This window comes from Syntrophomonas wolfei subsp. wolfei str. Goettingen G311 (assembly GCF_000014725.1).
In the GTDB taxonomy this organism is placed as follows: Bacteria; Bacillota; Syntrophomonadia; order Syntrophomonadales; family Syntrophomonadaceae; genus Syntrophomonas; species Syntrophomonas wolfei.
The window spans coordinates 2,624,317-2,645,577 of record NC_008346.1 but is presented as its reverse complement, the minus strand read 5'-3'; the positions used below and the strand labels follow the sequence as shown (position 1 = coordinate 2,645,577).

Annotated in this window: 25 protein-coding genes and 1 pseudogene; 21 read left to right on the top strand and 5 right to left on the bottom strand. The window is 45.3% G+C overall.

Annotated features, from left to right (window positions below; all coding sequences use genetic code 11):
- Positions 1-11: 11 nt before the first annotated feature.
- A complete protein-coding gene (rpsI, locus tag SWOL_RS11905) occupies positions 12-404 on the top strand; it encodes a 30S ribosomal protein S9 (RefSeq protein ID WP_011641672.1) in 393 nt (130 codons plus the stop codon).
- A 49-nt stretch (positions 405-453) separates the two neighbouring features.
- Here the strand turns inward: rpsI and SWOL_RS11900 are convergent, their stop codons facing one another.
- Complete coding sequence (locus tag SWOL_RS11900; protein ID WP_011641671.1) at positions 454-774, bottom strand: MORN repeat-containing protein; 321 nt, start codon at positions 772-774, stop codon at positions 454-456.
- A 180-nt stretch (positions 775-954) separates the two neighbouring features.
- Here SWOL_RS11900 and cwlD point away from each other — a divergent pair, with 180 nt between their 5' ends.
- The 12 genes from cwlD (at position 955) to SWOL_RS11840 (ending at position 14,384) form a co-directional block, all read left to right on the top strand.
- Positions 955-1,734: an N-acetylmuramoyl-L-alanine amidase CwlD gene (cwlD, locus tag SWOL_RS11895; protein ID WP_011641670.1), complete on the top strand. Its 780-nt coding sequence runs from the start codon at positions 955-957 to the stop codon at positions 1,732-1,734.
- Between the two features lie 65 nt (positions 1,735-1,799).
- Positions 1,800-3,191, top strand: coding sequence for an AmmeMemoRadiSam system protein A (gene amrA, locus SWOL_RS11890; RefSeq protein ID WP_011641669.1), 1,392 nt, complete (start codon positions 1,800-1,802; stop codon positions 3,189-3,191).
- A gap of 161 nt (positions 3,192-3,352) precedes the next feature.
- Complete coding sequence (gene amrS, locus SWOL_RS11885; protein WP_011641668.1) at positions 3,353-4,363, top strand: AmmeMemoRadiSam system radical SAM enzyme; 1,011 nt, start codon at positions 3,353-3,355, stop codon at positions 4,361-4,363.
- 630 nt (positions 4,364-4,993) lie between these two features.
- The gene (gene tsaA / locus SWOL_RS11880) at positions 4,994-5,791 is read left to right on the top strand and encodes a tRNA (N6-threonylcarbamoyladenosine(37)-N6)-methyltransferase TrmO (protein ID WP_011641667.1); all 798 of its coding nucleotides are present in this window, start codon (positions 4,994-4,996) and stop codon (positions 5,789-5,791) included.
- Positions 5,792-6,318: 527 nt separating this feature from the next.
- Positions 6,319-7,356 (top strand): N-acetyl-gamma-glutamyl-phosphate reductase, encoded by a 1,038-nt coding sequence (gene argC / locus SWOL_RS11875; protein ID WP_011641666.1) that lies wholly within the window; start codon positions 6,319-6,321, stop codon positions 7,354-7,356.
- Positions 7,357-7,772: 416 nt separating this feature from the next.
- A complete protein-coding gene (gene argJ, locus SWOL_RS11870; protein WP_011641665.1) occupies positions 7,773-8,978 on the top strand; it encodes a bifunctional glutamate N-acetyltransferase/amino-acid acetyltransferase ArgJ in 1,206 nt (401 codons plus the stop codon).
- 147 nt (positions 8,979-9,125) lie between these two features.
- Entirely contained in the window at positions 9,126-9,989 is an 864-nt protein-coding gene (argB, locus tag SWOL_RS11865) for an acetylglutamate kinase (RefSeq protein WP_011641664.1), read from the top strand.
- 16 nt (positions 9,990-10,005) lie between these two features.
- A complete protein-coding gene (locus SWOL_RS11860) occupies positions 10,006-11,196 on the top strand; it encodes an aspartate aminotransferase family protein (protein ID WP_011641663.1) in 1,191 nt (396 codons plus the stop codon).
- Between the two features lie 85 nt (positions 11,197-11,281).
- Entirely contained in the window at positions 11,282-12,223 is a 942-nt protein-coding gene (argF, locus tag SWOL_RS11855; protein WP_011641662.1) for an ornithine carbamoyltransferase, read from the top strand.
- A gap of 351 nt (positions 12,224-12,574) precedes the next feature.
- Positions 12,575-13,123, top strand: a complete 549-nt coding sequence (locus SWOL_RS11850; protein ID WP_011641661.1) for a copper amine oxidase N-terminal domain-containing protein — start codon at positions 12,575-12,577, stop codon at positions 13,121-13,123.
- Complete coding sequence (locus tag SWOL_RS11845) at positions 13,059-13,508, top strand: hypothetical protein (protein ID WP_041427587.1); 450 nt, start codon at positions 13,059-13,061, stop codon at positions 13,506-13,508. Before SWOL_RS11850 ends, SWOL_RS11845 begins: the two co-directional genes overlap by 65 nt.
- A gap of 12 nt (positions 13,509-13,520) precedes the next feature.
- Positions 13,521-14,384: a hypothetical protein gene (locus SWOL_RS11840; RefSeq protein ID WP_011641660.1), complete on the top strand. Its 864-nt coding sequence runs from the start codon at positions 13,521-13,523 to the stop codon at positions 14,382-14,384.
- Positions 14,385-14,443: 59 nt separating this feature from the next.
- On the opposite strand, the pseudogene SWOL_RS11835 reads toward SWOL_RS11840, so the two are convergent.
- Positions 14,444-14,644 (bottom strand): annotated as a pseudogene (locus tag SWOL_RS11835) (His/Gly/Thr/Pro-type tRNA ligase C-terminal domain-containing protein); the annotation flags it as partial.
- Positions 14,645-14,735: 91 nt separating this feature from the next.
- On the opposite strand from SWOL_RS11835, the gene tnpA reads away from it, so the two are divergent.
- From tnpA to tnpC, 3 genes are all read left to right on the top strand, one after another.
- Positions 14,736-15,053 carry an IS66 family insertion sequence element accessory protein TnpA gene (gene tnpA, locus SWOL_RS13790; protein ID WP_011641658.1) on the top strand — a complete coding sequence of 106 codons (318 nt, stop codon included), beginning with the start codon at positions 14,736-14,738 and terminating at the stop codon, positions 15,051-15,053.
- Positions 15,050-15,403 carry an IS66 family insertion sequence element accessory protein TnpB gene (tnpB, locus tag SWOL_RS11825; RefSeq protein WP_011641657.1) on the top strand — a complete coding sequence of 118 codons (354 nt, stop codon included), beginning with the start codon at positions 15,050-15,052 and terminating at the stop codon, positions 15,401-15,403. The genes tnpA and tnpB overlap by 4 nt, the downstream gene beginning before the upstream one ends.
- Positions 15,404-15,488: 85 nt before the next feature.
- Positions 15,489-17,072, top strand: coding sequence for an IS66 family transposase (gene tnpC / locus SWOL_RS11820; protein ID WP_011641656.1), 1,584 nt, complete (start codon positions 15,489-15,491; stop codon positions 17,070-17,072).
- 5 nt (positions 17,073-17,077) lie between these two features.
- Here tnpC and SWOL_RS11815 read toward each other — a convergent pair whose 3' ends face one another.
- The 3 genes from SWOL_RS11815 to SWOL_RS13785 all read right to left on the bottom strand — a co-directional run bounded on the left by SWOL_RS11815 (position 17,078) and on the right by SWOL_RS13785 (position 18,935).
- Positions 17,078-17,392, bottom strand: a complete 315-nt coding sequence (locus SWOL_RS11815) for an ATP phosphoribosyltransferase regulatory subunit (RefSeq protein WP_011641655.1) — start codon at positions 17,390-17,392, stop codon at positions 17,078-17,080.
- A 540-nt stretch (positions 17,393-17,932) separates the two neighbouring features.
- Positions 17,933-18,199, bottom strand: a complete 267-nt coding sequence (locus SWOL_RS14605; protein WP_162010619.1) for a WYL domain-containing protein — start codon at positions 18,197-18,199, stop codon at positions 17,933-17,935.
- Positions 18,200-18,296: 97 nt separating this feature from the next.
- Positions 18,297-18,935 (bottom strand): MORN repeat-containing protein, encoded by a 639-nt coding sequence (locus tag SWOL_RS13785; RefSeq protein ID WP_011641653.1) that lies wholly within the window; start codon positions 18,933-18,935, stop codon positions 18,297-18,299.
- A gap of 455 nt (positions 18,936-19,390) precedes the next feature.
- On the opposite strand from SWOL_RS13785, the gene SWOL_RS11800 reads away from it, so the two are divergent.
- The 5 genes from SWOL_RS11800 to SWOL_RS11780 all read left to right on the top strand — a co-directional run bounded on the left by SWOL_RS11800 (position 19,391) and on the right by SWOL_RS11780 (position 21,192).
- Positions 19,391-19,606, top strand: coding sequence for a hypothetical protein (locus SWOL_RS11800; protein ID WP_041427584.1), 216 nt, complete (start codon positions 19,391-19,393; stop codon positions 19,604-19,606).
- A gap of 46 nt (positions 19,607-19,652) precedes the next feature.
- Positions 19,653-19,874 carry a hypothetical protein gene (locus SWOL_RS14770; RefSeq protein WP_041427583.1) on the top strand — a complete coding sequence of 74 codons (222 nt, stop codon included), beginning with the start codon at positions 19,653-19,655 and terminating at the stop codon, positions 19,872-19,874.
- A gap of 96 nt (positions 19,875-19,970) precedes the next feature.
- Positions 19,971-20,198 (top strand): AbrB/MazE/SpoVT family DNA-binding domain-containing protein, encoded by a 228-nt coding sequence (locus SWOL_RS11790; protein ID WP_011641651.1) that lies wholly within the window; start codon positions 19,971-19,973, stop codon positions 20,196-20,198.
- 1 nt (position 20,199) lies between these two features.
- Positions 20,200-20,589 carry a type II toxin-antitoxin system death-on-curing family toxin gene (locus SWOL_RS11785; protein ID WP_011641650.1) on the top strand — a complete coding sequence of 130 codons (390 nt, stop codon included), beginning with the start codon at positions 20,200-20,202 and terminating at the stop codon, positions 20,587-20,589.
- 342 nt (positions 20,590-20,931) lie between these two features.
- A complete protein-coding gene (locus SWOL_RS11780; RefSeq protein WP_041427582.1) occupies positions 20,932-21,192 on the top strand; it encodes a hypothetical protein in 261 nt (86 codons plus the stop codon).
- Positions 21,193-21,261 lie beyond the last annotated feature (69 nt).

The window sequence follows — 21,261 nt, the reverse complement described above, 5'->3', positions numbered from 1 at the left end:
GGAGGATCAAGATGGCAAAGGTTCAATACTGGGGAACAGGCAGAAGAAAAGAAGCCGTGGCCCGGGTAAGATTGGTACCGGGTGAAGGTAATATTATAATAAATAACCGGAGTTTTGAAGATTTCTTTCCAAACCAGACCAGCCGTTTAATCGTCCAACAGCCGTTGGTTTTAACCGCCATGCAGGGGCGATTTGATATTATATGCCGGGTAAATGGAGGCGGAGTATCGGGACAGGCTGGGGCCATTCAACTGGGCATTGCCCGGGCTTTGCTTAAAGCTAATCCGGATATAAAGGCTATGCTGAGGAGATCCGGATTTCTTACTCGTGACCCGCGTATGAAAGAAAGGAAGAAGTATGGTTTGCACAAGGCCAGAAAGGCCCCTCAGTACTCCAAACGATAAAATACTGCAAAACAAAACCTCCCCTGTTAGGGGAGGTTTTTAAATTCTATTATAAAGGTTTTCCGCCTTTCCACTCTCCGGCGAAAGCTGGTTTTCCGTCTTCGTAATAGGAGGTTCCCAAGCCTTCTCGTTTCCCTTCTTTCCATTCACCTTCATACCAGAGATTCAAATTGGCATAGTAAAGTTTACCCTGACCGTGAGGTTGAGCATCTTTCCATTCACCTTCATAGATTCTGCCGTCACGGTAAAAGGCTCTGCCATATCCTTCCGGTTTGCCATCTTTCATATCACCATCATAAGCTACGGTAAAACCACTTTGCTCAAGAATGTCCCGGAACAACTTTCCTTTGTAATGTTTCATCCCTTCCATAAATGATCCCCTCCCTCTTATTATGGTAATTTGACGGATAAATTTGTTTTATTTATTATACGCTATTCCTGCTTTTTACGAAAGCACCAAATAAGCCCTGCTGGCCTGAATCCGGATTTATAAAATCAAGCTTCCCGACATATATAAGAAATAAGGGAGAGCGGAAAAGGGGGAGAGAAGATGTACATAAGGAAACCATACTTTTTTGCGGAAAAAAAGACCGGCATATTACTGCCTATGTTTCTCTTCATAATTCTTTCTTATGGGGTGGTAGCCAATGAATATCAACCTGCCGAGCCAGTATTGTCCTACAGCCTGGCCAACCAGCTTATTGTAATTGATCCTGGGCATGGGGGTTTTGACCCGGGGGCCTGGCGGGGCGAATTAATGGAAAAGAATATTACTCTGCCCATAAGTAAAAAGCTGCAACAGCATTTAAGTCAGGCTGGGGCTATAGTTGTTATGTTACGAGAAGAGGATAAAGATCTGGCGGGAGAACAATTCAAAGGCAGCCTGAAAGAGCGCAAGCGCCAGGATCTTAAGGCTCGGGTCGATGAAGCTAACCGGCTCAAGGCCGACCTATATATCAGCATTCACACTAATGCTGATCCCTCACCCCGCTGGTACGGGGCCCAGACTTTTTATAATGCGCATAGTGAAGAGAGCAAAATAATGGCAGAGTGCGTTCAGGACGAATTGACCCGGATTTTGGGTAATACTAAGCGTAAAGCCAAGCCTGGCAGCTATTATATTATTGATAAGACCGAAATGCCGGCGGTAATTGTGGAGGTGGGTTTTTTGTCCCATCCGGCTGAGGCTAAGCTTCTAAATGACCCGGCTTATCAAAACAAGGTGGCCTATGCTGTGTTTTCCGGTATAGTGAATTATCAGGCCAGTCAAATGGAGCCGGTGGATAAATCTGATAAAAAGATAGTCACTGGTTCAGATATAGCAAAATAGTTGGAAAGGATAAGGGTTCTGCTATACTTAAATAAAGAGCAAGGTTGAATCGAGGAGGTATTCTTATGATTGGCTATGTAGCCCTCTCCCCTCATCCCCCTTTGATAATACCAGCTATTGGTGGAAACAGCCTGGAGGATGTTAAGGCAACTGTAAGCGGAATGAAGGAGATGGCCCGGGAATTGGTGGACAGCAAGCCGGATTCCCTGGTATTTTTAACGCCACACGGCAATGTTTTTGCGGATTGCCTGAGTGCCTTGAGTGAGGAAGAATTACAAGGAGATTTCAGTAATTTTGGGAGCAAACTGGGGACAAGCCGTAGAAATGATAAGGGATTACTGGATGAAATCGAAACCGGGGCCAGGAAAGCCGGTATCAGTTTTATTACTTTGTCAGCTGAAATACTACGGCTCCATCACTTGAACCCACTCCTGGATCATGGAATACTGGTGCCACTCCATTATTTGGAGGAGGCTGGCTTGCCCCAGATTCCGATACTGGCCATAAGTGTAGGCTTCCTATCCCCGTTGGAATTATATACTTTTGGGGTAGTTATCCGGGATGCGGCTTTAGCCCAGGGCAAAAAGCTGGCCGTAGTAGCTTCCGGGGATATGTCCCATCGTTTGAAAAATGAAGGTCCCTATGACTACCACCCGGATGGAGCTGTTTTTGACCAGCAGGTACAGCAAATCCTGCGCTCCGGGGATACTGAAGCCTTAATAAAGATGCCGGAAAAACTGCGGAACAATGCCGGGGAGTGCGGCTATGCTTCCCTGTTAATAGCACTGGGTAGCCTGGATGGCTCAAGGTATGAAAACAAGATATTTAGTTATGAAGGCCCCTTTGGAGTAGGCTACCTTTGTGCTGGTTTACGCCCTGAAGGCTCAGCCCCAAGCCTTTTGGAAAAACTGATCAAAGAGAGGAAAGAAATCATTAATAACCGACGTAAAGAGGAAAGCCCACCGGTTAAATGGGCGCGGATGATCCTGGAAAGTTACATCAGAGAGGGGAAAAGAGCCAAACTGCCTCCGGAAATGGAGGAATTACGCCAGCAAAGAGCCGGAGCTTTTGTATCTCTGAAGAAAAACGGGCAGTTGCGGGGATGTATCGGCACCATTGCTCCATCCTATGGAGACCTGGCCGATGAAATTGCCGGTAATGCCATCAGTGCAGGAACCGCTGACCCACGTTTTTTGCCGGTGGATAAAAATGAATTGGAGGATCTGGTTTATTCTGTGGATATACTGGGTGAGGCTGAAGCTTGCCGGAGAGAAGACCTTAACCCGTACAAATACGGAGTTATTGTCAGCAGTGGCCGCAAGCGGGGATTACTGCTCCCGGATCTGGAAGGGGTGGACAGCGTGGAAGAGCAGTTGTCCATCGCCCTGCAAAAAGCAGGAATTTCACCCGGGGAAAGATACGAAATAGAGCGTTTTGAAGTCAAGAGATACACTTAAAGAAGACGGAAGACTAACTCACTTTTCATCGGTGGTTGTGGCCCCCGCCATGGGGGGTAGTAAGAAAAGTGAGGAGTAAGGGGTGTAAGGTATAGGGGTTGCGGTGTCAAAAGGACCGTCCCCTTGACACCCCCGCGGGTCGATGGAAGAGGGTGATAGTAATGCCGGAAGTTGAGGCATCGTTTTATGAAAAAATGGAGGGAAAAAGGGTGAAGTGCTGGCTTTGTCCCCATCACTGTTTACTGAAGGAGGGGCAGAGTGGCCTATGCCGGGTGCGGGTTAATAAGGAAGGAACACTTTTTACCCTGAACTATGCTGAGCTGGCTTCCCTGGCCCTGGACCCGATAGAAAAAAAACCCCTCTATCATTTCTTCCCCGGCAGTATGATTCTCTCTGCCGGAACCTATGGCTGCAATCTCTTTTGTCCTTATTGCCAGAACTACTCCCTGGCTCATGAAAAACCACCTACCCGGGAAATAACACCTCTGCTTCTGACGGAAATTGCCCGGCAAAGCATAGATGATGGTTCAATTGGATTTGCTTTTACCTATAACGAACCTACTATCTGGTATGAATATGTCAGAGATGCTGCCTATAGCTTAAAGGAAGCAGGGCTGAAAAGCGTACTGGTGACCAACGGCTATATAGAAAGAGCTCCCCTGGAGGAACTCCTGCCGCTGGTGGATGCCATGAATATAGATGTAAAAGCTTTTAATGATGATTTTTACCGGAAACACTGCAAAGGCCGTTTAGAGGCGGTAAAAGCCACGGTGGAAAGAGCGGTGGAGATGACCCATGTAGAAATAACTACTCTCCTTATTCCCGGAGAGAACGATGAGCCTGAAGAGATCAAAGCATTGGCCAGCTGGCTGGCCGGGTTGAACCCGCAGATACCCCTGCACCTTTCTCGTTACCACCCGGCCTTCAAATTCAGCCGGGAAGCCACCCCGGCGGCCACCCTGGAAAGGGCCCGGGAGATAGCCCGGGAGGATTTGGATTTTGTGTATATAGGAAACGTCTTGCAAGAGGAGAATAATACCTTTTGCCAAACTTGCGGTGAACTCATAATCGAGAGAAATATCTACCAGGTAGAGAACCGGGGGCTAAGAGACGGAAAGTGTAAAGCCTGCGGCAGCAACATAGCGTATATAATTATGGTGCCAGGCACTTAAGTTGTTAACTTATTGAGACTGTTGTGAAATAAACTTGTTCTTCGATGCCCCCATTTTCCTTACTGTTTGGTTACTGGTATGAGGGTTGAGAAAATAGACTTTCTGATGCTGAAGGACCTGATTTTTATAATTATCTATTAATTAACCCCACTTCATTTTCATCGGTGGTTGTGGACCTCACCCTGCGGGTGTAACTATTAAGGTTGCACCCTTCGGGTACTCCTAGTGTTCCACCCTGCGGGTGTCACTATTAAGGTTGGGGGTATGGGGTTGGTAAAATAAAAAGTGGGAAGGGCAACGCCCTTCCCACCTATATATGAAAGCCACCGGGTAAACCCAGCAGCTATCAAGCATAAGAAACAAAGCCACCTACTGACAGGATATGAATTAACTGTATCAGGTGTTACATGAAATGGCTTTATTTAATAAAAAGGCTCTTTAGCGGAGTCTTTAAGCATCGGAAGAAACTGTAAAGCAGTTTCAACACACCGCTGCAACGAGGCGGGGGATTAGAACCCGCCGCCTGTTTTGTTCATAGGCGACCGCTTAGCGGGGAGCATATTTCACCTCGTTATATTAATTATGCCAGAATTTGTTTAGCTTTATACGAAAAAGAGGGAGGAAGGATTCATGGAAGAGATAGTATTAAGACCAGTGGGAAAAGTACTTTCGAGTACGGAGGAACCGGAAGATATGCCCCTGGGAGGGCTAGAGGCAGTTATCGAAATATTTCCTGAATATCAGGAAGCATTAAAGGGTATTGAAGAGAATTCCCATATCTGGGTTTTGTCATGGTTTCACAAAGCCCCGCGAGATGTACTGCGGGTAAAGCCAGGCAGGATAAACCCCGAACTGCCTGAATACGGCGTTTTTGCTCTACGGGCTTATACTAGGCCTAATACTATTGGCTTATCCTTGGCCCGCCTGGAAAGAGTAGAAGGCTGTCGCTTGTATCTAAAAGGCCTGGATGCCATTGGTGGAACCCCGGTAATTGATATCAAGCCCTATTTTGAGAATGATACTATATTTTCGCCCCTTACTTCCTATATAAAAGGGAAGAACCGGGAAATGCGACAAGGCATCTTGAGCAAACGAGCTTTGGTCCACCACCAGGAAGAATGCAGCTACCTACATTTGGCGGTTAGAATGGCTATTATAGCGGAAGACTATCTGGGTAAGCTGAATTCTCCTGATCTTTTTGTAAGGGTCAGAGGCCCTTTATGCCTGGCGGATTGTGTACAGGGGATTAGCAGAGCACGTTTGGCCAATCCTTCTCGTTTCAGCTTCCAACAGGCAGACGAGGAGATAGAAAGCGAGTGGAAACGAGGCAACTCCACCTTGTTGCTCAGGCTCAAGCCGGGTGCGGAATTTGAGGGATTAGAATCGAAAGAAGACCAGGAGCTTTTTCATATAGAATACCGGAAATAAACCCTGGCAGCAGAAATTTGCTCTTTTTACGAAAAGATTCTACTGCAGCTCACCTTCGCCGGTGCAACCTTAATAGTGACATCCGAAGGATGCAACATAAGGAGTACCAGCAGGGTGTTGCACCCATGCTTCGCCAATCGCTTTGTATATTTAAGCAAGCCTTATGCAACAAACGGGGTTTTAGCAATAGAGTCACAAAAAAGTATATTACTACAGAAATTTAAATAGGGTTGGTGGGCCCGGCACTCAGAAATGATAATGGTTAATAAACTTGAGAGGTAATGATTGAGTGCCGGGCTGTATATTTATGCAACAATTTATGTATTAAAAAGGTTTTTGCATTGGATCAAATATATTTACTTCTGCCGGATAACGCTTTGCACACCTGCTTATGCAGCTCTTATACAAAATAAGAGTTTTATATAAAAGTAAAAAAAGAATAATATTCATTGCAAATTTATACATCGGAATGTATAATTATGAGCAGTGCTCAAAAAATGACCGGCATACCAGGGAGGTTGTAAAAATTGTTTAGAGTTGGAATAGTGGGTGACGGCTATACGGCGGCTGATTTATTAAGGCTTTTAGCTCATCATGAGCAGGCAGAAGCGGTAAGAATTTTCTCCACAGAAAATATTGGCCGGCGCATAGATGAAGTTTATCCACATTTGATAGGATTTTCCGAATTGATTTGCGAAGAGAGCAATTGGGACCTTTTAAAAGAAGAATGTGATCTGGTATTTCTGGCTTTGCCGCACGGGCTCTCCGTCTCTATTGCTATGGAACTCTTGCCGGCTGGCGTAAAGTGTGTGGACCTGGGGGCGGATTTTCGCTTGAAGGATGCCGGGCTTTATGAGGAATACTACGAATTAACCCACCCAGCACCGGAACTGCTAGAGGAAGCCGTGTATGGATTGCCGGAAATTTACCGGGAAGAAATAAAGCAGGCCAGTTTGATAGCCAACCCGGGCTGTTTTCCCACCGGAGCTATTTTGCCCCTGGTTCCACTGCTGGAGGCCGGGGTGTTAGAGTCCAGTAATCTGGTGATAGATTCTAAAAGTGGAGTATCCGGAGCGGGAAGGAGCCCGAAAGCCAGCAGTCATTTCTGCGAGGTTAATGAAGGAGTAAAGGCCTATGGGGTAGGCACTCACCGGCACGGGCCGGAAATAGCCCAGGAATTGAGCCGGGCCGCTGGTAAAACAGTGGAAATGGTCTTCACCCCGCATCTGATTCCCATGAACCGGGGGATACTAACTACGATATACGCTCGTTTGCGAACTACGGCCGACCCCGGCCTGGTCAGGTTGGTTTTGGAAGAGAAGTACCGGAATGAGAATTTCGTCCGAGTCCTGCCTGCCGGAGTAATGCCCCATACCAAATGGGTTTACGGCAGCAATCTGTTGGATATCGGGATATATGTAGATGAGAAAAGCCGTCATGTCATACTGGTATCAGCTCTGGACAACCTGGTCAAAGGAGCCTCAGGGCAGGCCATTCAGAATATGAATCTTTTATTGGGCCTGGAGGAGAACAACGGTTTGAAACTGGCGGGGATTCATCCCTAAATTAGGGTGTGGGGCAAGGTCTGAGGCGTAATTAGCATAGCAGTACCTGTCCTGACTTCGGCTGATAAGCTTTTTCTTACTGCTCGTATACTTTACAATGACAGCCAACATTTGTTTAGAAAAATAACAAATGTTGGCTCTGCTATAAAACCTCTTTTTGTTACATAGGGTTGCATAAATATGAAAAGCAAGCGTTGGCGAAGGTGAAAGCTGGCGGTCGAAGACCGCCCCTACAACGCCTTGCGGTCGCTATTAAGGTTGTTGCGCCTGATTCGGAACGACACGGGGGTCGTTCCCTACACACCCTTCGGTCGCTTTTAATCTGTAGCTGAGCGGTATATTTATGCAAATGCATATTTATAAATTTTTTGCAGTGGTACATCAATAATAATTATAATTTTTTGGAGGAGAAATTAATGAAGATTATAAACGGTTCTGTCTGTGCCCCCAGGGGTTTTTTAGCCCAGGGGGTAGAAGCGGGAATAAAGAAGATAGATAAAAAAGAAGTCGCCATTATATATTCCACTGAGCCCTGTACTGCTGCCGGAGTTTTTACCAGCAATAAAGTCAGAGCTGCCTGTATTGACTACAATAAGGCTTGTTTGGCTGATAGCACCGCCCGGGCTATAGTGGCTAACAGCGGCAATGCCAATGCCTGCACCGGGGAGCAAGGCATTAAGGATAGCCAGCGGATGGCCGATTTGACCGGGGAACTGCTGGGGATTGAGGGCAGTGATGTATTGGTCGGCTCCACCGGGGTCATTGGGGTTTTTATGCCCATGGAAAAGGTGGAAAAAGGGATCAGGAAAGCCGCTGCAGCCCTTTCCCGCGATGGTGAGCATAATGCGGCTCAGGCCATAATGACTACCGATTTGACCAGCAAGGAGCTGGCCATAGAAATAGAAATAAAGGGAAAGCCGGTTAGAATAGGCGGGATTGCTAAAGGTTCAGGCATGATACACCCCAATATGGCAACAATGCTGGCCTTTATCACAACAGATGCTGCCATAGACAGCAAATGTTTACAGAAAATGGTAAAGGCCGCAGCCGACCGCTCTTTCAACATGATCAGCGTGGACCGGGATACTTCTACCAATGATATGCTGGTAGTTTTGGCCAACGCTTTGGCGGGGAATCCTCTTATTGATGTAGAGGGCTCGGAAGATTACCTGCTCCTGCAGGAAGCACTGGATTTTTTATGTATCAGCCTGGCCAAAATGATTGCCCGGGATGGGGAAGGTGCTACCCGTTTAATTGAAGTGCAGGTGGTTAATGCCGCGGATTATGAAGAGGCCCGGCAGATTGCACGCTCCATCACTGCTTCCAACTTGACCAAAGCGGCCGTTTTCGGCGAGGACGCCAACTGGGGAAGGATACTGGCGGCGGCAGGCTATTCCGGAGCAGATTTCGACCCCGGGCGGGTGGATATATACCTGGGTCAGGAGAAAATGGCGGAGAACGGTATGGGCTTGATCTTTAATGAGGAGCGGGCACGCCAGGAGCTTAAACAGGACCCGGTGCTGATTAAAGTAGATTTAAAGTCGGGGAAAGAGCAGGCTACCGCCTGGGGCTGTGACCTTTCTTACGATTATGTTCGTATAAATGCGGCTTACCGGACTTGAGGTCTTGCACAACCCATATGCACAAAAGTGTTTTGCAGTAACATCATTTATTAGTAGTGCTTGAACAGTGAGATGTAGAAGGGAAAAACCCTGACCCCTCACCCCTTACCCCTCACTTTTCTTATTTAAGTTTTGGGAGGTTAAGATATGATTGTTTCCGCGATGGAGAAGGCCGAAATTCTGGTGGAGGCCCTACCCTACATAAAAGATTTTTACGGGCGCCGGGTGGTAATAAAATACGGCGGCGCCGCCATGACTGATTGCGAGTTGAAACAGAAAGTGATGCAGGATATTGTCCTGATGAAATTCGTCGGTATGCATCCCATTGTAGTACATGGCGGCGGGCCGGAAATCAACCAGATGCTCTCCCGCCTGGGGATACAAAGCGAGTTCGTAAATGGTTTTCGGGTTACCGATGCGGCTACCATGGAGATAGTGGAAATGGTACTGGGGGGTAAGGTGAACAAGGAGATTGTGGCTGGTATCCATGCCAGCGGGGGAAAGGCGGTAGGTATCTCCGGTAAGGATGGCATGCTCATCCAGGCCCATCCTGCTGATGGCAGCGGCAAGATGGGTTTTGTAGGTGAAGTCCAGTATGTAAACCCCGAGCTCATAGAAAAAGTAATAGAAAACGGCTATATTCCAGTAATTGCTCCTATTGGCATAGGAGAGGATCAGCAAAGCTATAACATTAATGCCGACCTGGTGGCGGCCGCCATTGCTGTCAGCATGAAGGCCGACAAGCTGGTGCTCCTGACCGATGTGCCCGGGCTTATGATGAATCCAGCCGACAGCAATAGCCTTATCTCCGTCTTAAAGGTCAGTGAAGTGGAAAACTATGTGCAAGAAGGCATAATAGCCGGGGGAATGGTTCCCAAGGTGCAGTGCTGCGTGGAGGCAGTAACCGGCGGGGTTGGACGCACCCATATTATCGATGGACGAGTACCCCATTCCATATTGCTGGAGATATTTACCGATGAAGGTATTGGAACCATGGTAGTCAACGAGTAGAACAGGAGGATATACATTGAGCAGTCAAGATATTATGGATAAAGGTCAGGAATATGTAATGAATACCTATGGGCGTTTTCCTATTGCGCCGGTAAAGGGAAAGGGCTGTTATCTATGGGATGCCAATGGCAAACAATACCTGGACTTTGTTGGCGGTATAGCGGTTTGCCTTCTGGGCCACTGCCCCGATATTTTGAACCAGACCCTGCGGGAGCAGAGCGAGCAGTTATGGCATGTCTCCAACCTTTATTGGATAAAGCCGCAGGTGGAATTGGCCGAAAAACTGGTGCAGGCTTCAGGGATGGGCAAAGCCTTCTTTTGCAATAGCGGAGCCGAAGCCAATGAGGCCGCCATAAAGCTGGCCCGCAAGTATTTTTATCGTCAAAAAGAGGGAAAAAGAAATACGATTATCGTTTTTAAGAATTCATTTCATGGCCGTACCCTGGCTACCCTGACTGCCACCGGACAGCCCAAGTACCAGGAAGGCTTTGCCCCCCTTCCTCCGGGTTTTGTTTATGCCGAGTTCAACCAACTGGATACGGTGGAAGCCTTGTTGGATGACAGCATTTGTGCCATAATGCTGGAGCCCATTCAGGGAGAGGGAGGAATACAACCGGCTGATTTATCTTTCCTCCGGGGTTTGCGGGAAATCTGCGACCAGGAGGGTATATTGCTGATTTTTGATGAAGTCCAATGCGGGATGGGCCGGAGTGGAAAACTCCTGGCCTACCAGGCTTACGGGGTGCAGCCGGATATCGTAACCCTGGCCAAGGGGCTAGGCGGGGGATTTCCCATTGGGGCCATGCTGGCCAGCGAAAAGGCAGCCAACGGTTTTGCCCCGGGCGACCATGCTTCCACCTTCGGGGGCAACCCCCTGGCTACAGCCCTGGCCTGTAAGGTAGTAGATACCGTGGCCAGCCAGGAATTTCTGGCTCAAGTGGAAAAGATAGCGGAGTATTTTTACCAAGCTTTGCTTTCCATAAGTGACCCTCGCATTACCGCCGTCCGCGGACGGGGTTTAATGCTGGGAATAGAATTCAATACCGAGGTCAGGGAATTGGTGGAGATTTGCATGGAAAAAGGCCTGCTCCTGCTGGGGGCCGGGCCTAAAGTGCTCCGCTTCGTACCCCCGCTGGTGGTAAGCGAAATGGAGATAAATCAGGCCATAGGGATTCTTAAAGGGGCCTTGATGGAATGGAGCGCTTGAAGCAGAGCAGGCATGCATTGAACAGAAAGTGACTATCCGCTTGTCCCCTGAAATGGGGAAATTCTAAATTGATGGGAGTGGGAAGATGTTAAAACTAAATGATAACCTCCGGGGGCGGGATTTTATCAGTATTCACGACTTCAGCCGGGAAGAGATTGCCTACATTCTGGAAGTAGGTGCCGAGTTAAAAAAGATGCAAAAATCCGGTATAGCTCATCACTACCTGGCGGGGAAAACCCTGGCCATGATATTTCAGAAAGCCTCCACCCGTACCCGGGTAGCTTTTGAGGTAGGAATGTATCAGCTGGGCGGGCATGCCCTCTTTTTGAGTCCTCGCGATATTCAGCTGGGACGGGGGGAAACCATAAAAGATACCGCCCAGGTTCTGACCCGGATGGTGGATGGCATTATGATCCGCACTTTTGGGCATGAAGAAGTTTTGGAACTGGCCCAATGGTCCTCTGTTCCCGTAATCAATGGCTTGACCGATTTACTTCATCCCACTCAGGTGATAGGGGATTTGATGACCATAAAAGAACATAAGGGAACCTTGCAGGGCTTGAAATGCGCCTTTATCGGCGATGGCAATAATGTAGCCCATTCCCTGCTTTTCGGCGGCGCCAAAGTCGGTATGGATGTGGCCATTGCTTCACCGGGCGGTTTCGAAGCCGATGTGTCCATTCTGGAAATGGCCCGGGAGGATGCTCAGGAAAGCGGAGCTCGCTTGCAAGTCTTGAGCGACCCGGTGGAGGCCATCACTGACGCTGATGTGGTTTACACCGATGTATGGGCCAGCATGGGGCAGGAAGAAGAGGCTGATGACAAGGAACAGCATTTCCTCCAGTACCAGGTAAACCGGAAGCTTTTAAGCCTGGCCCGCCCGGATGCGATTGTACTGCATTGCCTGCCGGCCAAGCGAGGCAAGGAGATTACCGATGAGGTAATGGATGGTCCCCAGTCACGGGTGTTCGAAGAAGCGGAAAACCGTTTGCATGCGCACAAAGCCATTATGGCCCTGCTTATGTAGGGGTGATCCTGATAAATTATTTATTGTAGCTGACTTAAACAGCCAGGTGGCTGGATAGTCAGTAAAGTCCATGCCCGGGTCTTTAGCCTATTTCACTTTGCCGTACAAGGTGCCCGTAAAGGAATTAGTTGCAGGAAATATAGGGAAAGCTAATATAGCCGACTTACTTCGCAGTTTACAAAAGACTTGAAGATAGATGATGGGCGGCACCAATCAAGGCACTATTTTAGCAGATACCATTATGTGGAAGCTGCCGGCGGCGCGGCCTCCCAGCAGAGCTGGGAGGCCGCGCTTTATATATACTAATATGGTAAAATATATATAATTATTGATTTATAGGGGGAATAGGATTTGAAAAAGCATTTAATGGTTTTAATTATTTCTTTATTGTTTTTTGGATTTATTGGTTCTAATTCTGTTTTTGCTGATGTTAATACGGTTAATCTAGCGATTAATGGTACTTTGGTTAATTTTCCTGACCAGAAGCCTTATATAGACAAAAATAATAGAACAATGGTTCCTGTTAGATTCCCAGCAGAAACTTTGGGAGCTAATGTAGAGTGGTTGCCAAATACTAGACAGGTACACATTACCAATAAGGCTCATGATGCTCTCAAGGATACGGATATTATGGCTACTATTGACCGTAAGGATGTAATAGTTAATGGTCAAACAAAATATATGGATACCACAGCTGTAATTACTAACAGCCGTACTATGGTACCAGTAAGGTTTATCAGTGAGTATCTCGGAGCAACAGTAACATGGGACAATGGTAATAGAGTAGCTCATGTATTCTCCAAAGGTCAAACTAAGGAAGAACAAGATAAATATTATGGAACAAATAGCCCAAGAACTAAAACAAAAGCCCCAGCCCCCAAATCAGGACGGTGTACTTAAAGAATTAGGAAAAATAGAACCTCCAGGCTCAATTCCAGGTATTAAGGTGGATGGTTATGAAACTACTATTCCTTTCATTAGTGCTGTAAACGGTGTTAAGATTGAAAGTATTAAAAAAGTAACATTTAATAAAAGGGAATGTATAGCGGTTACAACAGATAAGAACCCTAATATGGAATTTGCTCCCGGTTTGTATTTTAATGATACTTTTATAGGGGCAGTCAGAGATGCAGTTTTAAATTCAGCTTGGAGACCAGAAGGCGGAAATTATGTAGCTTATTATTATATTGACCAGTATAATAATAAGTCGGTTATCAATCAAGCTGATAAGATTTGTATAAGTTTTGCAGACGATGTTTACTTTGTAGACAATCCATTTAAGTAAGGGGGCAGTAATATGAGAAAAAAGATAATATCGTTATTACTTATCCTCAGTTTAACAATAACAGTTCCGGTTTATTCTGCTAAAGCAGATAATAACAGTTCCACAACAAATGTAACATTAAAAAAACAGGTTGATATAGGTTATTTTGATGTTTGGAAGAATTCAGCAGGACAATGGATACCTTCAGACCCTCCGAAGTATACTAAAGCTTATCGACCAGTATTAGAAGATAGTCCTGAAAGTTCTCTTTGTAATCCTCACATACTTTCTTATGTAATATCAGCACCAGAAAGTATAGCAAGTTCTGTAGTAGGAGTAGAATCAATATCATTCATAACACCAAACAATGCTGTAAATGATTACCAAGACGCTATAAGTGCAACCACATTTAATGAATATAATAATGAGTATCAGAAATTTCAAGTAAGAAATATTGAAAATATTAATCATGATTACTTAGGAAATGGCAAAGTATCAGTACAATATAACACAAGATTAGAAGGTTGGGTTGTACCTTTAGGAGAAGAGCAAACAAAACCATGGCAAAATGAAATAGTAAGTGGTCATAGGTTTTATATGCCAATATTAGTAACATGGAAAATCCAAGATGTACCAGACCTTAAAGTATGGATAGATTCACCAGATAAGGCTGGTAAGCAACCAGGAGATTATATAACAATAAACTGTTCAGTTAGAAATTTGACAGATTCATTAGTTACTACAGATATAGGAGTAGCAGAATATGGTTTAGGATGGAATCCACCAACAATATTTGGACCACTAATAGATAAAAAAGTTGAGGGCAGTAATTATAATTTCAGTTTTGTTATGCAAATGCCAGAAACAACAAAAACATCTGTACCCCCAGCAGTTTAAGGTATTCCTGTAATTCTTTAATCTCTGATGCTCCCTCACTAAAGCGGGGATTAGAGAAATCAGATTGGATGCTTCCTGATTAATTGTTCAAATGCCACATCCTCTTCCCGGCCATCCTGCATAAATTTTAGCCGAATTTTGCCCGATGCGAGTTCATTTCCTCCCAGAATGAGCACCTGTTGCAGTCCTTCTCGATTGGCATAATCCAAAGCCTTTTTTATGCGCCGGCCACTAATGTCAACTTCCACCCGCAGGCTTTTTCGCCGTAAGCGTCAAAAACTTCACACATATAAATAGCTATGTAGGCATGAGAAAATAACCTGGACATAACAACGAAGGGAATGTTCAGGTTTGAGTAGCAATGAACGCAAAGCCTGGTGGGAAGAGCGCCTAGCTGAACACGAAGCCAGCGGACAAAGAGTAACAGCTTGGTGTGAAGAGAACTCAATTACGCCGCGACAGTTTTACTACTGGCGCAGGAAGCTCAGAACCGAGCATGTAGAAAAGGAACAACCGGTAAAATGGCTGTCGTTGAAATATGAATCTCGTCAATTGGGTATTGCCGGGGATGCCATAGCAGTGCATGTCGGCCAGGCAACAGTTGAGATTCGCAAAGGATTTGACCGGGAACTGTTTTGTGAAATTATACAGGTTTTGCAAACGATATGATCAGCGAAATATCAAACAGGCAGGTTTACCTAGCCTGCGGTAGTACAGACCTTAGAAAATCCATTGACGGATTGGCAGTACTGGTAAAAGAAGCATTTGAATTGAATCCATTCAGTCCGTGTTTGTTTGTGTTCTGCAATCGCCAGCGCAATAAACTGAAAATATTGCAGTGGGATCATAATGGATTCTGGCTTTATTACCGGCGATTGGAACGAGGTAAATTTGAATGGCCGGCAGCAGATAGCCAAGTAGTCAGCATTAGCTATCGGGAATTTCGCTGGCTGCTGGATGGATTATCCCTAAAACAAAAGCAAGCTCACAAAGCAGTAAAAGAGCGAACCATTATTTAGATATAATTCAGAAATAATATGCGTTTATGTTAGATTATCTCGATAAACCTTGCAATATCGTCGCATTTCTGGTATAGTTATATTCATGGATACGATTGATAATTCAGCCCAGATAATTGAACAACTTAATGATAGAGTCCTTATTCAGGAACAGCAGATTTTAGAACTTAATGCCAAGGTAAAGTGGTATGAGGAGCAGTTTCGCTTGAGCCGCCAGAAGCAGTTTGGCGCTTCCAGCGAGAAAACAACTCCAGAACAAATCAATCTCTTTAATGAAGCTGAAGATATTACTGATCCCAAGCTTGAAGAACCAAGCCTGGAAACTGTTACTTATCAGCGGAAGAAAAAGCAGGCTGGTCAAAGAGAAGACAAACTCAAGGATCTGCCGGTTGAAATAATTGAATACCGGCTGGAAAAACATGAGCAAATATGCCCTTGCTGTCAGGGTGAACTACATGAAATGAGCATCCAGGTAAGGCATGAGATCAAAATCATCCCGGCTCAGGCCATATCAGTAAAGCATGTTCAGTACATATATGCCTGTCGGCGGTGCGAGAAGGAAAACATAACAACCCCGATAATCAAGGCTGAAATGCCCAAACCGATTTTACCGGGAAGTCTGGCTTCTCCCTCTATTCTGGCATACATTATGGATCAAAAGTATACCAACAGCCTGCCCTTATACCGGCAGGAACAGCAGTTCTCCCGATTGGGGATTGAACTGTCGAGGCAGACCATGGCCAACTGGCTACTGGCTGCAGCAGATCCATGGTTAAAGATAATATATGACCGGCTGCATGAGCAGTTATTGGAGAAAGACATCCTGCATGCGGATGAAACCACCTTGCAGGTGTTGAAAGAACCAGGTCGAAGAGCCGAATCCAAATCATATATGTGGTTATACCGTACCGGAAGAGATGGACCGCCCATCGTCCTCTACGATTATCAGACCACCAGGGCAAGCAAACATCCGGATAGTTTCCTGTCCGGGTTTAAAGGCTATCTGCAAACTGATGGCTATAGTGGCTATGGCAGCCTGACCAGCGTCACGCTGGCCGGTTGTTGGGCGCATGCGCGCCGAAAATTTACCGAAGCCCTTAAGGCCTTGCCGGCTGAACAGAAAGACAAGCCGGTAGCGGCCAGCATCGGGCTGGGTTACTGCAACAAATTGTTTGCCATTGAACGGCAGCTTAAAGATATGTCCTGTCAGGAACGTTATGAAAAGCGGCTTGAGCTTACCAGACCGTTACTTAACGAATTTTATGCATGGCTAAAAAGACAACGGCAGCAAACCCTGCCCAAAAGCATGTTTGGCCAAGCCATAACCTACTGCCTTAACCAGTGGGATGCTTTGAACACCTTCCTACTGGATGGCAGGCTTGAAATAGATAATAATCGCGCCGAACGCTCGATCAAGCCTTTTGTTATTGGCCGGAAGAACTTCCTGTTCTCCAACACCCCCAGGGGGGCCAGAGGCAGTGCGATCATATATAGTATTATTGAAACGGCCAAGGAGAATAATCTCAAGCCGTATGATTATCTTGTCTATCTGTTCGAGCAATTGCCGAATGTTGATACCAGTGATCAGACTGCCGTGGACAGATTGATGCCCTGGTCGGATACTTTGCCCGAAGGATGTAGGATCTCTTCTAAGGATAATGCTAATTGAACTGATTAGTGATTTATAGGTGTTGAATTTTTGACGCTTACGCCACTAATGTCAACTTCCACCCGCAGGCTTTTTCGCCGCAGTTCCTGGGCAAGTTTTAGGGATTCCTTTAATGTTCCCAGCGGAATAATGAAAAAGTCGAGCGGTCTATACTCCGCTACCCGTCCGTTCTGCTTCAAAACCTGAAATATGGCGTCCAGGCCAAAGGATATGCCGGCAGCCGGATAGTCACGACCGTTATTGATGAATTCGCCTATAATCCGGTCATACCGGCCGCCGGCAGCCAGGCTGGAGCGAAAGGAAACTGATATTTCAAGCATTAATCCAGCTAGTCTGCAAATAAAAACTTCATTCCAGTGCTATAATTCGTTTATATAAAAGCGTATATTTGTCTTCAATTTCTTGAACATCATGGAAATGCCCAAAATACCAGTGCTTAAATTCAAGGTCTTTTTCCAGCATATCAAAAATTTTATAGACCAAAATCATTTCAGAATTTCTCGCGAAATAAGAAGGGTAGATAATAGGGAGGGGTTTTTATTAAAACATTTGATAATGATAAAAATGACCCAGATGCAAAAAATATAGCATTTTTATATCATAGACTTAAAGAAGGGAAGAAGAAACGTAAAGCAGGGGCTCTGTAACCGAACCGTCTTCCAACGTATGGGTTATTTTCTGCGAGGGATATAGCACAGTCGGCTTACCCGCGCCGCCACCTCCGGGGTGAACTTCAGCCGCACCCTGCCGGGTTATTCATTCGAATCCGTAAGTATGCCCCACTTGCCATCCATATAGTTATCCAGCGAGAAATCCTTCGGGTAAGCAAATTTATTTGCTTCAACGCGCAGCGATTGGATTTACTCCACCCGCAAAACTCGAACCGGTTTATCAGCGGCATCTGTATTTAGAGCGGCTACCAAATACCATACGTTGCGCTTGTAAACCAGGCCCAGCGGGTCCAAAAGATGCTCCTTGGTTTTGTTGCGGTTATTAATGTATGCCGCCTTAATCTGGTAGGATTCGATTATTGCTCTTAATAAACTTTCCATTGACAGGCGGAAATCGCCCGGGAACATCAAGGTGTTTCCGGTTACATAGACCCGCTCCCGAATAATAGCAGGCAAAGTGGGATTCTTTTTAAACAGGTTTGCCCAGGTTAAGACCCAAAACAGAGCCAAAGGGGCCGGGGGTTTTATTACCCGTCCGACCCCTTGAATACAATTACTTAACGGGAATACCAGAACGCCATAATCCTTTGCGGGAGGAGCCATCTGCATACACTATTTCTCCGTAGCCATGCATATTGTACTCCCTGGCTTCTCCGGTATAGGTCCCACCTGCATATGGACCGTAATCTGCCGGATTATCTGGGAATTCGATAGTGCCAAAAACGAATTCATCGTCTTTGAAATCCCCGGTATACTTGAATCCCCACTCATCAGTCTCGAAGCCCGGGCCATTCCGCTTGTTGTTTTCCCAGTTGCCGACATAACCACATGCTGACTTACCCCGAACTACCTGGCCCTGGCCGGATTTTTCGTCCATATTCCAGCCCCCGCTGTACTGATACAGCGGAGCTTGCATGGTCAGTATGCCATATCCATGATATTTGCCATCATGCCAGCCGCCCGAATATTCAAGGTTCTTGTCGCCGGTTACAAATTTACCCTGGCCTTGAGGTCTGTCGTTAACCCAATCGCCGAAATAGCTAGTTTTATCTTTATAAATATGATAGCCTTTACCATGCCTTTTCCAATTTTTTATAGAACCGAAATATTTATCGCCGTTTTGGTAAAATATCCCAACATTATCATAAGGGACACCATCACTAATCCGGCATATACATGTACCATCAGGCAAAGTTACTCGATAAGCGTCCTCTAATTTATTATCTTACATATTTCTGAACCAATAAAAGAAAATAAAAATATTGCTCATCCTCCTCGTTTTTTTCATGTAACCATATAAGCGGCGACGTAAATACTATTAATTAGACTCCAAAGTAAACACCCCCCCCTGGTTTTTGGCTACATATAAATAACTTGCTTGAAAATAAGTTTTGAAAGAAGAACTGATTTGCAGCCTGTTGCTCTAATGATTTTTTATAGTAAAAAAACTGATTTGCACCCTATATATCATCACCTGGTTATACACCTCATATCCTTTTAACCCATATGCTTGATAATGATTTCTACTATTGGCAACCTAGTTGTTAAGGAAAATATTTTTCAAAATATTTTGGGAAGAAATTGTCGGACACGCTGTTGTCCAAACAATTAAGTAGGATGTTTAGATAGAAAAGGGGGGCATAAAAAATGGCCAAGCGTAAGAATAATCTTAGTCCGGAGCAGATGTTTGATATTATCGACCGTTCGATAACACTCGTTTTATCAATCAAGAGCCATCTGGAGCCAAAGGTACACTTGGAACAAATGACGGGAATTTTGGATGTCATGAAAAGCGAATTAATAATTTTGCAGTTTGCTATTTATAACGAGGTGAAGTCCCCCGCTAAGCGGTCGCCTATTTAAAAAACAGGCGGTGGGTTCTAATCCCCTACCTCGTTGCAGCGGTGTATTGAAACTGCTTCGCAGCTTCTTCCGATGCTTAAAAAAGGTGATTTATGTCAATACCAGCAGGGTTTTATGGTTTGTTACTCCGGATGGTGGCTTGGTGAAAGCCGGGTTGGAAGGGCATCAGGAGGCTGAAGCCTTAGAGGTTTTCCGGAAGAATTTTACGAATCTGTGGGATTCGGTATGCGGCGAAGAAGTTGAGATAAGTATTGTATGGGAAGGCTAAGATATTGAACTTTTTAATTGATAAAGTAAGGGAGAGTATATTTATTTGCTAACGTGATATAATGTAATTATATTGTATTACCAAGGAGGGACCGCGATGATAAAAACGCTTACTGCACATGGAAACAGTTCAGCACTGATTATTGACAAAGCGATTTTGGAACTTCTAAATATCAATAATACTACGCCCTTAAAGTTAGTTACCGACGGGAAAAGCCTAATTATTTCTCCGTTAAGGGAACCATTTCGAGAAGAGAAATTTAAGGCAGCTCTTAAAAAAGTAAACGCAAACCATGGCGACACGCTCCAGAAGTTAGGCGAGTAGCATGAATGATATTCTGTTTCTAAGCATCGGGGAAGTCGTGGAGATTCACAGAGATCAAGTTGAGCGTTATGGCGGGCATCCAGGAATACGTGATAACGATTTACTTTGTTCGGCTGTTGCTGGACCGGAAGCTACATTTAGTGGGAAATACCTGAATGTTGACCTGTTTGAGATGGCCGCAGCATATATCTTTTATATTTGCCAGGATCATCCCTTTGTTGATGGCAATAAAAGAACTGCTCTGGCAACCGGGTTAGTTTTTTTGGAATTAAACGGAGTTACGATTACTGATAGTAAAGGAATTTTATATACAGCCGTAATGGAATTAGTTGCAAGAAATATAGGGAAAGCTAATATAGCTGACTTACTTCGCAGTTTACAAAAGACTTGAAGATAGATGTATGGGAGGTACCAATTAAGGCACTATTTTAGTAGATACCATTATATGGAGACCATCGGCGGCGCGGCCTCCCAGCTTTGATGGGAAGCCGCGCTTTATATATACTAATCACCCTTCAGTCCAATCCTGTCAGGTGCTCGGGTTGCTCTCCAGCATAGCCCTATCCCCCTGACAGGCAAGACCCAAGGATAACTTACTATGCTGAACGCATAAAATGTGAACGATTGGATGCAGCTATTGGAGGGATTTTATTAGCAACACCATAATAAAAGCCTATAATGTATATAGGTCAAAAAAATAGCATGGTGCATAGGCGTAAGGAGTATGGAAGCAATGATTAGAAAGCAAACCTATATAAGCAGCAGGCAGAATAAAATGATAAAAAAGAAGGCGATGATGGAGGGGACTACTGAAGCAGAAATAATTCGCCGGGCAATAGACAATTATCTTGAGAATGAGATGCTTGACGAAGACCCACTGCTGGGGATTATAGCGATTACCGATAAAGAACCGTTTGACGGGTCTTCCAAGCATGACAGGTATATCTACATTTGTGCGCCAAGAAGGCGCATGCAAAAGAATGAAAGCATGTAGCCATGCTCTATGAAAGATGAAGGCAGGAATCATTACCCCCCAACTACTGCCGAACAATGAAATAAACTT